At 45.9% G+C, this 259-nt stretch carries 1 pseudogene; it reads left to right on the top strand.

The features are described from left to right. Positions 1-259 (top strand): annotated as a pseudogene (locus FD23_RS08930) (IS30 family transposase); the annotation flags it as partial.

Raw genomic sequence — 259 nt, 5'->3', positions numbered from 1 at the left:
AGCTGTCGAAGGGCAAAGCACTTACGAACTACATAGAAGCGAATGCGGCCGCAAGAGCTTGTTTCTTCGCAGACATAAGTTTATCGACTATGTTTCCCACTGCTTCCATAATCAAGGCTGGTCTCTTGATGCTTGCGTGGGTTATGCTTTGGCCAAGGGAATCTTCCAGAAGGATCAAGTCGTATCAACCAAAACTCTGTATAACTACGTTGACTTGGGCCTAATGGATATCAAGAACGGTGATCTTCCAGAGAAGGTC

Source organism: Lactobacillus delbrueckii subsp. delbrueckii DSM 20074 = JCM 1012 (assembly GCF_001433875.1).
GTDB classification, from domain to species: domain Bacteria; phylum Bacillota; class Bacilli; order Lactobacillales; family Lactobacillaceae; genus Lactobacillus; species Lactobacillus delbrueckii.
This window is presented reverse-complemented; position numbering and strand designations above follow the sequence as displayed.